Raw genomic sequence first — 9503 nt, forward strand, 5'->3', positions numbered from 1 at the left:
TGTACTGCCCAGCGAGGTTGCGAACGGTCCGACACGTGATCGGATGATCTTGGCATGAGGGAGGGCCTCCGGGTTCGGTGTGGATTGCGACATCTGCACCGGCTAGCCAGGAGGCCCTCGATTACTCACGCTAACGCACCGCTGACCGAGCTGGGCAGGCTACGTCTTGCCCGGTGTGTCGTCGAGGATGAATGGCCTGTTCGGCGGGCCGCTGAGCGATTCCAGGTGTCGGTCAGCACGGCGCAGCGGTGGGCCGGCCGCTACCGCGAACTCGGCACGGCGGGCATGGCCGACCGGTCCTCCCGCCCGCTGGCGTGCCCGCGCCGGACCCCGACGCGCACCGAACGGCGGATCATCAAGGTCCGCCTGGCGCGGCGGTGGGGACCTGCGCGGATCGCGTATCTGCTCGGGCTGGTGCCCTCGACCGTGCACCGGGTGCTGACCCGCTACGGCCTGGCCCGGCTCCGCCACGTGGACCGCGCCACCGGGCAGCCGGTGCGCCGCTACGAACGCGCCACGCCGGGCGAGCTCGTCCACGTCGACATCAAGAAGCTGGGCAACATCCCCGACGGCGGCGGCCACAAGATCCACGGCAGGCAAGCCGGCCAGCGCAACAGCTCCGCACACCGCGACCCCGCCCGGCGCCGCAAGGTCGGCGGCCGGCCCAACCTCGGCTACAGCTACCTGCACAACGCCGTGGACGACCACTCCCGCCTCGCCTACAGCGAAATCCTGCCCGACGAGACCAAGGAAACCGCCGTCGCGTTCTGGCAGCGAGCGCAGACCTTCTTCCACGCCAGCGGAATCACCGTCGAGCGGGTGCTCACCGACAACGGGTCGTGCTACCGCTCCCTGCTCTGGCGCGACACCCTGGCCGACGCCGGGATCACGCACAAACGCACCCGTCCCTACCGTCCCCAGACCAACGGCAAGGTGGAGCGCTTCAACCGCACCCTGCTCGACGAATGGGCTTACGCCCGCCCCTACCGCACCGAAACCGAGCGCCGCGAGGCGTTCCCGCGGTGGCTTCACACCTACAATCACCACCGCGGTCACACCGCACTCAAAGGCCAGCCACCCGCCAGCCGCGTTCCGAACCTTTCAGGTCAGTACAGCTAGGCCTTCGTCCCATGTGTACTCGAGGAGTCACTCGCCCGCCCACACCGGCGGCCTGCGGTGCGCCCACGGCGCGGCCCGTTCCAGCTGGCCGGCCAGCCGGAACAGCAGGTCCTCGCGGCCGAAACCGGCGGTGAACTGCATGCCGATCGGCAACCCGTGGTCCGACGCCAGCGGGACCGACATCGACGGAACCCCCGACACGTTCGCGGCCGCGGTGTAGGGCGAGCGGTCGAAGAGCCGGTCGAGCCAGCCGAGGCCGTCCAGCTGGTCCGCGCCGTCGCCGTAGACGCCGAGTGGGACCGGCGGTTCCGGCAGCGTGGGGGAGAGCAGCAGGTCGTAGCGCTCGAAGTGGCGCGCGAACGTTCGGGACACCACGTTGCGCATTGCAAGAGCGCGGACGAACTCGTCGGCGGTGACCTGGTGCCCGTGCCGGTAGCTGGCGAGCACGACCGGTTCTAGCGTGGTCTCGTCCACGGGCCGACCCGTGGCGGCGGCGATGCCGTCGATCCACGGTGCGAGGTTCGCCGTCCACATCCGTGCGTTGGCCAGGATGAACTCTTCCCACGAGACGCCCAGTTCCAGCGCAACTTCCTCGACCTCGTGCCCGAGGGATTCCAGCAACTGCACGGTGTCGGTCAGCGCTGCGGACACCGGTTCGGTCGGCCGCCGCCCGCCCCACGGCTGGCGCAGCACCGCCACCCGCAGTGTGCCTGGATCCAGCTGCGCCTCTGCGGCGTACGACCGCTCGGGTCGCGCGGCGTAGTACGGGTCACCGGGTTCGGGGCCCTCGATGAGGTCCAGCAGCACCGCGCTGTCGCGCACGGTCCGGCTCACGCCGCCCTGCACGGCGAGGCCGTTGAAGATCTCGTCTACGCCAGGTCCGTGCGAAACCCGGCCACGCGTCGGCTTCAGGCCGAACAACCCGTTGCAGGAAGCGGGAATGCGGATGGAACCCGCGGCGTCGGTGGCGTGTGCGATCGGCACGATTCCGGCCGCGACCGCCGCACCGGAACCGCCGCTGGACCCGCCTGCGCTCCGGTCGAGCGCCCACGGATTGCGAGTCGCGCCGGAGAACACCGGTTCCGTCGTGGTGCTGTAGGCCATTTCCGGCGTCGTCGTCCGGCCGATCGTCACGAGCCCGGCCCGGCGGAACCGGCGCATCAGGAACGAGTCCTCGGACGCGACCGAACCCTCGGCCAACCGGCTACCCAGCTCGCTGCGCTTACCCGCCATCGAGACGCCGAGGTCCTTGACCAGGAACGGCACCCCCGCGAACGGTGCGGAACCAGGGGCCGGGGTGTCCTCGGCAGGCCAGGTCTCGACCACGGCGTTGATCCACGGGTTGACCGCTTCGACCGCCCGCGCGGCCGCGTCGGCGACCTCGGCCGGTGTCACCTCGCCTCGCGCGATCAGCTCGGCCAAGCCGACCGCGTCGCGGCTCGCGTACTCGGAGATCTTCACTGGACACCCTTCAGGGAACTAGATTGTATCACTTGATACCGATCGGTATCGGCAGGAACGGTTGTGTACCGTAACTGCTGACGGACCGCATTGCTAGACCCCTGGCTCGTGAGGACGGCCCGATGACCAGCACCTCCACCCGGCGCCCGACGAGGGTTGCGACCCTGCCTCCCCGTGAGCGCATCCTCGACGCGGCCGAGGAGCTGTTCCTCAACGAGGGTGTGGTCCGGGTCGGCGTCCAGGCCATCGCCGACCGCGCCGGCACCACGAAGATGGCGATCTACCGGCACTTCGGCACCAAGGACGCGCTCATCGCGGAATGGCTGCGGATCGTCGTGCACGACTACTCCGCCGCGTTCGACCGGGCCGAGCAGGCGCATCCGGGTGATTACGCGGAGCAGGTCCGCGAGGTCGGCCGGTTCATCGTCGACGGCCTGCCCGAGTTCTCCCACCGCGGCTGCCCGTTCACGAACTCGGTCGCTGAACTGCCCGACCCGGATCATCCCGCGCGACGGCTGATCAGTGAGCACAAGACCCGTCAGTTCGGCAGGCTGCGGGCGATGTGCGCGGGCCTCGGCCTTCCGGATCCGGAACTGGCTGCGGCGGAGCTGACGTTCGCGATGGAAGGCGCGCAGGTCGCCGTGCAGAACGGCGGCGTGGACAACGTCGGCGCGCATCTGACGAAGATCATCGAAGGAGTCGTCAGCCGCACGAAGACAGGCTGACCGGAACTACATGGTGTCGGTGTGGCAGAAGGCGTTCTGCCCCCGGTCGACGACTTCGGTGGTCCTTCCGGACGGACGAGCGAACCGGCCCGGATCGTGTGGAACGGGTGCCGCTTCCCGAACCTGATTTGTCTGCGGCAGGCGCTGGTGTGGACTTCTTCCAGGCATGCCGGACCGGACGTGACCGGCAGGACCCGCAAACCGCGATCGGCCTTCCCGCCCACGTGAGAACTCGCCGCTCACCTGGGTGCCGCGGCGCCGTTCTCACACTCACACCCTGACGGTGCTCGCTCGATACCGGTAGTTCGTCGCCATCGATCCGGGACTGCTTACAAGTGTTGCCTTTCTTGGTCGTCTGCGACTTGGAAGGTGGTCTTGCCGGGTGTGCGGCGGTGGCGGGTGAATGCGGCCGGAGTTTCGGACAGTGGTCGCACGTCGCCGACGATCGCCTTCAGCCGGCCGTCGCGCACGCGCTGGGCGAGGTCTGCCAGCTGAGCGCGGTCTGGTTCGACGACGAAGAAGATGGCCCGCCCGTTCTCGGGCTGCTTTGTGGGGGCATGGCGATCGTGACGAGTGTGCCGCCTGGGCGCACCACTTCGGTCGACTGTTCGAGGATTCTGCCGCCGATGACGTCGAACACCACGTCCACCTCGCCGACGTGCTGCAGGGTTTCGGTGTCCAGGTCGAGGAAGCACTGCGCGCCGAGGCCGAGCACGATCTCGCGATCGTCAGCTCGGCCGGTGCCGATCACGCGGGCGTCCACCTCCCGCGCCAACGTCGCCCCTTTTCCGGCAGCGAGCGAATTCGCAAGTCGTGCCTGAGCACGACCGCTCTGATTACCTGATCAGGCACCGTTCTGGACACCGGAGTGGACGCCGACCACCCCGAGCTCGCCGGCAAGGTGATCGCCACCCGCAACTTCACCGAGGAGCCCGACGCTGGTGACAACCTGGGCCATGGCACGCACGTCGCCGCCACCATCGCAGCTGGGGGTGCCACCCACCGCGGCGACGCCCCCGACGCCAGGCTCATCGCGGGCAAGGTCTGCGCCGCCCGGTTCGGGTGTCTCGAGTCGGCGATCCTGGCCGGGATGCAGTGGGCGGCCGAACAGGGCGCCCGTGTCGTGAACATGAGCCTGGGCGGGCCCGACGAGCCGGGCACCGACCTGCGGGAGCAGGCCGTGCAACGGCTGTCGGCCGAGCACGGCACCCTGTTCGTCGTCGCCTCCGGCGACGACGGCGCCCGCGAGGGCGTCGGCGTTGCCCGCCACCGCGGACGCCGCGCTGGCGGTCGGCGCGGTCGACCGCGGTGACGAGGTGGCGCAGTTCTCCGACACCGGCCCGCGGGGGGACCGGGCGGTCAAGCCCGACATCACCGCGCCTGGCGTGGGCATCGTCGCCGCACGCGCTCGCAACGGCGTCGAGGGCATGCCCGTGGGCGAGCAGCACACCGCCATGTCCGGCACCTCCATGGCGACCCCGCACGTGGCGGGCGCCGCTGCGATCCTCGCCCAGCAGCACCCGGACTGGTCCGGTGCGCGGATAAAGGCCGCCCTCACCGCCTCCGCCGAGTCGGCCGCGGGCTTCACGCCGTTCCAGCAGGGCGCGGGACGCCTCGACGTTGCCAGGGCCACCCGGCAGGTCATCGCCAGCACGCCGTCCAATGTGGACTTCGGTGTCCAGGAGTGGCCGCCCGCCGAAGACGAGGCGCGCACCAGGAAGCTGGCTTACCACAACGCCTCCGCCGCGCCGCTCGTGCTCGACGTCCGGGTCGAGTCCGACGCACCCGCGGGCTTGTTCTCCGTCTCGCCGGCCCAGGTCACCGTGCCCGCCGGCGGTGCTGCCGAGGTCGTCGTCACCGCGGACACCAGGATCGGCGCCCGAGACGGCGACTTCCCCGGAGCGATCGTGGCACGGTCCGGCGACCACGTCGTGCGCAGCCCGCTCGGCGCCCACCGCGAGGTCGAGAGCTACGAGCTCACCTTCCAGGTGACCGGAACGGACGGCGCGCCGCCGTCGGACTTCGTCACCATCCTGCTCGACCTGGGAGAACCCGCCACCGGCTACGGCTTCCACCAGATCGGGGCAGGGACGCCGGCGGTGCGCCTGCCCATGGGCGACTACTTCGCCGCCACCTCGCGGTACGCGGACGAGGCGGTCGCCGCCGTGTACCACACCGCGCTGCGAGTGGACGGTGACCGCACGGTGGCCGTGGACCTCCGCCGAGCCAGGCCGCTGTCGGTCACCGGACCCGACCCGGAAGCCGCGGTGCAGGGCCTGGCGGTCACCACGTCCCGACCGGCCAGGGGCAGCACCCAGTCCGTCACCTTCACCGCCGCCGACCCGGCCGGCCTGCGCGTGGCCGGCGACGGCAGCACCGGCGCCGGTGCGCGCCACTTCGTCGAGTACCACGCCGCGGCACCGGAACTGGTGACCCACCGGTACATGTTCACCGGTGACGGCCCACTGCCCGACGGCTTCACCCGCACCGTTCGCCGCGAGGAACTGGCCGAGGTGCGCCGCCCCGTGGTGGGTCTGCCCGACGGGCACCGGGCCCCCGTGGGCACGTTCCCCGTCGTGCCCGGCTCGTTCGGCGGCGCGGTCTACGCGGCCAGGGAGGTCTCACCCGGTGACACACCGGTCGACCTGGTCGCCACCGACGGTGTGAGGTGGGCGTCGGAGTTCGACCAATTCACCGCAGATCAGCAACAGGTCGCGGCCCAGGTGTCTCCCGCGCGGTCATATCGGGCTGGTGGCCGCTACGAGGAGCCGATCAACCAGCCGGTGCACGGCCCGTCGATGCCGACCGCCGAGGTGCCGCGGATCGTCCGCGAACGCGACGAGCTCCAGGTGTCGGTGTCGCCGTTCGCGGACAAATCCGGCGGTGGGGGCAGGACGGCGACGACGTCGCAGCAGATGGTCCTGTACCGCGACGGGGAGCGCGTCGGCGTCGCGTCGAGCGACACCGGCAGGTCCCTGGTCCCGCGCGAAGCGGGCTCCTACCGGCTTGAGCTGGAGGCGACCAGGACGACCCCGTTCGAGCTGAGCACCCAGGTCGAGCTGGTGTGGGAGTTCCGCTCCGAGCGCCCAGCCGAGGGCGGCTGCCGGCGTTGCCGGTGCGGGTGCCGCGCTTCGCCCCGGAGCTCGACGCCTCGGGCGGCACACCCGCCGGCGGGTTGCTCCGCGTGCCGCTGGTCGTGCAGGAGCAGACCGGCGCCGACTACGGAACGGTGCGCCGCCGCGAGGTCGAGGTCTCCTTCGACGACGGCCGGACGTGGCGGCGCGTCCCGGTGGCCGGTGCGACCGCCGCCGTGGTGCGCAACCAGGCATCAGCAGGGACGCACGTCTCCCTGCGGGAGAACGTCGTCGACAACCGGGAAACGCGTCCAGTGTCACCGTGATCCGTGCCTATCGGTTGACCGGGTACTGATGTCCGACGCGTGGTCCGCGCCGGCGCGGACCACGCGTCTCGGGCCGCTTCCCGTCGTAGTGGCATCAATCGGCTGTCAGGCAGCGTATGGGCGGCACGTTGTCGGCGACTGGCGCTTCTCGACTGCGCTCAGCCGACCGCGATGTGGTCCTGCCGCTCGAGACGAATGCACGTCCGCCGCGGTTGCGTGGCTGATCACATGAGTGCATAATTCATGTGGCCGACCACATGAATATGTGTTCGGCGTCCGCATCACGAGGAGAACCGTCATGGCCGTCCTGTTCGGCGCGAACGTCGATCCGCTCTCCGCACCCGCGGGCCGTTCCGGTGAGCAGGCCCTGCTGATCGACGAGCTGGGACTGGACCTGCTCACCATCCAGGACCACCCCTACCAGCAGTCCTTCGACGACACCTGGACGCTGCTGACGTTCCTGGCCGCACAGACCCGCCGCGTCACGTTCGTCCCGACGGTCAGCTCGCTGCCGCTGCGCCCGCCCGCGATGCTGGCCAAGGCGGCCGCCACCCTGGACCGCCTCACGGGTTCACGCCTGCGCCTCGGGCTCGGGGCGGGCGCGTTCTGGCCCGCCATCTCGGCCATGGGCGGGCCTGAGCGGACACCCAAGCAGGCAGTCGACGCCCTGGATGAGGCCATCACCGTCATCCGCGCCATGTGGAGCGGCGAGCGCAGCGTGCGGGTGAGCGGTGAGCACTACTCCATCGCCGGCGTCCACCCCGGACCGGCGCCCAGCGCCGAGCTGGGATTGTGGCTGGGTTCCTACGGTCCCCGCAGCCTCGCCATCACCGGTGCCCGCGCGGACGGCTGGCTACCGTCGCACGCCTTTCTCGGACTCGACGCCCTGCCCGCCGCGGTGCGCCGCATCGACGAGGCCGCTGAGGGCGCCGACCGCGATCCCGCTGTGATCCGCAAGGTCTACAACATCGCGGGCGCCATCCAGCCGACGTCTGTCGCACCCTTCACCGAACCCGCCACGGCCTGGACCGAGCGCCTGGTCACCTTGGTACGCGATGTCGGCATGAACGGCTTCGTCCTCTGGCCCAACGACGACCCGGACCGCCAGATCCGCACCTTCGCCGCCGAGGTCGTCCCCGCCGTACGTGAGGCGTTGGCGGCCCACGGCTGACCCGCTGCGACCACTTCCTGGCTGGCGTGCTGCGCTAATTCCGCCGGTCAGGTCAAGGCTTCCGCCATCGGCTGAGGCCGGTTCCGGCCTCGCCTCGGCTTCTCCGCCGGCATTCAGGGAAGCCGGCTGACCACCTTGTGGGCCAGTTCGACGAACAGGGCGCGCTCCTGCTCGGTCAGGCCCCGGTTCGAGGTGTTCTCCAGTTCCGTCCAGACGTTTCTGATGCGCTCTTGCAGAGCACGTCCTGTCTCCGTGAGGGACACGACTTTCACCCTGGCGTCAGCCTCATCGGCGGCTCGCGTCACCAGCCCCGCGTTCTCCAGCCGCCGCACCGACTTCGCGATCGTCGAGTGGTCCAGCTTCAGAGCATCGACCAGTTGCTTCTGCGAGCGGCCATCCCGGTCTCGCAGTTGCATCAGGATCAGCTCCTGTCCCGGGAACAGGCCGAGGTCGGCCAGCAGTGAGCTCGCGAGACCGCGGTGCTGGCGAGCCAGCGCGAAGATCGCGAAGCTCACCGGGAAGTCGCTGGCGAGGAGGTCGGGTTCCTCCGTGTGCGCCGAGGTGGACGCCGTCATACCGCGACGGTACGCGTTCGTGTTCATCGAAGGTCATCGCCTCTCTCGTCAGGGTCCTGAAGTGTGCTGAGTCACTGCAACTTGTGTGGCCGACCACGTAAATGATTATATGTGGCTAACCACATAACACCAAGAGCAGGAGTAACGAAATGACGAGCACGGTTGAAACCAACGTGACGACGCGGGTGCCGTATGACCCGGAGCTGGGTGCGGCGTTGTCGGCGAGTCCGCTGCCGACGGTGATCACGGCGGAGATGATCGGGGAACTGCGGTCGGCGGTGTTCGGTCCGCCGATCGAGGAGTTGCTGGCGACCCGGGATCTGGACCGCACCGACCATGTGATCGAGGGCCCGAACGGTGAGGTCGTGTTGTCGGTGCTGCGGCCGCGTGGTGTGCGTGGCGCGGTGCCGGGGATCTATTTCACCCATGGTGGCGGGATGGTGATCGGGGATCGGTTCACCGGTATCGACGACGCGCTGGACTGGGCTGACCGGCTGGGTGCGGTGCTGGTGACGGTGGAGTACCGGTTGGCTCCGGAGCATCCGGATCCCGCGCCGGTGCAGGACGCGTACGCGGGTCTGGTGTGGACCGCGCAGCACGCCGGCGAACTCGGTATCGACCTGGATCGGTTGATGGTGGCGGGGACGTCGGCGGGTGCGGGTATCGCGGCCGGTCTGGCGTTGATGGCACGTGATCTGGGTGGGCCGAGGCTGGTGGCGCAGCTGTTGCGCAGCCCGATGCTCGACGATCGCGACGTCACCGTGTCGAGTGCGCAGTACTCGCAGACGGGGTCGTGGAGCCGGGAGAGCAACAACACCGGCTGGGACGCGCTGCTGGGTGATCGGCGCAAGAGCGACGCGGTGAGCGTCTACGCGGCTCCGGCACGGGCAGGGGACCTGTCGGGGTTGCCGCCGGCGTTCGTCGACGTCGGTTCGGCGGAGGTGTTCCGTGACGAGGCGGTGGCCTACGCGAGCAGGTTGTGGGCGGCCGGAGTGCAGGCGGAGCTGCACGTGTGGCCCGGCGGGTTCCACATCTTCGACGGCGCCGTGCCC

The 9503-nt window shown here is 70.0% G+C and carries 9 protein-coding genes; 6 read left to right on the plus strand and 3 right to left on the minus strand.

Features of this window, described 5'->3' with window-relative positions; all coding sequences use genetic code 11:
• Positions 1 to 120 precede the first annotated feature (120 nt).
• Positions 121 to 1119, plus strand: coding sequence for an IS481 family transposase (locus tag BMW88_RS40560; protein WP_089960151.1), 999 nt, complete (start codon positions 121 to 123; stop codon positions 1117 to 1119).
• A 27-nt stretch (positions 1120 to 1146) separates the two neighbouring features.
• Here BMW88_RS40560 and BMW88_RS40565 read toward each other — a convergent pair whose 3' ends face one another.
• Positions 1147 to 2580: an amidase gene (locus BMW88_RS40565; RefSeq protein WP_089962532.1), complete on the minus strand. Its 1434-nt coding sequence runs from the start codon at positions 2578 to 2580 to the stop codon at positions 1147 to 1149.
• 122 nt (positions 2581 to 2702) lie between these two features.
• On the opposite strand from BMW88_RS40565, the gene BMW88_RS40570 reads away from it, so the two are divergent.
• Positions 2703 to 3305 carry a TetR/AcrR family transcriptional regulator gene (locus tag BMW88_RS40570; protein ID WP_089962535.1) on the plus strand — a complete coding sequence of 201 codons (603 nt, stop codon included), beginning with the start codon at positions 2703 to 2705 and terminating at the stop codon, positions 3303 to 3305.
• A gap of 451 nt (positions 3306 to 3756) precedes the next feature.
• Here the strand turns inward: BMW88_RS40570 and BMW88_RS40575 are convergent, their stop codons facing one another.
• Complete coding sequence (locus BMW88_RS40575) at positions 3757 to 4056, minus strand: zinc-binding dehydrogenase (protein WP_245778400.1); 300 nt, start codon at positions 4054 to 4056, stop codon at positions 3757 to 3759.
• A gap of 105 nt (positions 4057 to 4161) precedes the next feature.
• On the opposite strand from BMW88_RS40575, the gene BMW88_RS44265 reads away from it, so the two are divergent.
• From BMW88_RS44265 to BMW88_RS40590, 3 genes are all read left to right on the plus strand, one after another.
• On the plus strand, positions 4162 to 4617 hold the full coding sequence (locus BMW88_RS44265; protein WP_089962539.1) for a S8 family serine peptidase: 456 nt from the start codon (positions 4162 to 4164) through the stop codon (positions 4615 to 4617).
• Positions 4565 to 6937 carry a S8 family serine peptidase gene (locus BMW88_RS40585; protein WP_089962541.1) on the plus strand — a complete coding sequence of 791 codons (2373 nt, stop codon included), beginning with the start codon at positions 4565 to 4567 and terminating at the stop codon, positions 6935 to 6937. The genes BMW88_RS44265 and BMW88_RS40585 overlap by 53 nt, the downstream gene beginning before the upstream one ends.
• A 66-nt stretch (positions 6938 to 7003) precedes the next feature.
• Positions 7004 to 7876, plus strand: a complete 873-nt coding sequence (locus BMW88_RS40590) for an LLM class flavin-dependent oxidoreductase (protein WP_089962550.1) — start codon at positions 7004 to 7006, stop codon at positions 7874 to 7876.
• Between the two features lie 113 nt (positions 7877 to 7989).
• Here BMW88_RS40590 and BMW88_RS40595 read toward each other — a convergent pair whose 3' ends face one another.
• Positions 7990 to 8391, minus strand: coding sequence for a MarR family winged helix-turn-helix transcriptional regulator (locus BMW88_RS40595; protein WP_218148407.1), 402 nt, complete (start codon positions 8389 to 8391; stop codon positions 7990 to 7992).
• Positions 8392 to 8600: 209 nt separating this feature from the next.
• Between BMW88_RS40595 and BMW88_RS40600 the strand changes: the two genes are divergently transcribed.
• Positions 8601 to 9503 (plus strand): alpha/beta hydrolase (locus BMW88_RS40600; RefSeq protein WP_089962548.1); only part of this gene is annotated, 903 nt, incomplete at its 3' end.

The sequence above is a fragment of the Lentzea xinjiangensis genome, from assembly GCF_900110955.1.
Classification (GTDB): domain Bacteria; phylum Actinomycetota; class Actinomycetes; order Mycobacteriales; family Pseudonocardiaceae; genus Lentzea; species Lentzea xinjiangensis.